A 328-nucleotide genomic window follows, 5' to 3' on the forward strand; every position below is an offset into this window, starting at 1 on the left:
CCGCGCCCTTCGGCAGATAGGCGGTGGCGAAGGAACCCAGCGCGCCGTGATGCACCACATAGGGATCAGTGATCGGCAGGATCACCCTGGCCGCGTCCTTACCCAGCCATTCGTCGAGAAGATCCTGGACATAGACGACATTGGGCGAGCCGTCGGCATGATGCTTCGGCTTCATGCCATGATCGGCGGTGACGACGATCGCCGCGCCCTGAGCATCCAACTCGACAAGGTACTTGTCGAACATCTCGTAGAAGGCATTGGCCTGGGGCACCCCCGGCGCATATTTGTGCTGCACATAGTCGGTGGTGGTGAGATACATCACGTCCGG

At 60.7% G+C, this 328-nt stretch carries 1 protein-coding gene; it reads right to left on the bottom strand.

Annotated features, from left to right (window positions below; genetic code table 11):
* Window positions 1–328 (bottom strand): alkaline phosphatase family protein (locus EN851_RS34905; RefSeq protein ID WP_189587351.1); only part of this gene is annotated, 328 nt, incomplete at both ends.

It is taken from the genome of Mesorhizobium sp. M8A.F.Ca.ET.208.01.1.1, assembly GCF_004791315.1.
In the GTDB taxonomy this organism is placed as follows: domain Bacteria; phylum Pseudomonadota; class Alphaproteobacteria; order Rhizobiales; family Rhizobiaceae; genus Mesorhizobium.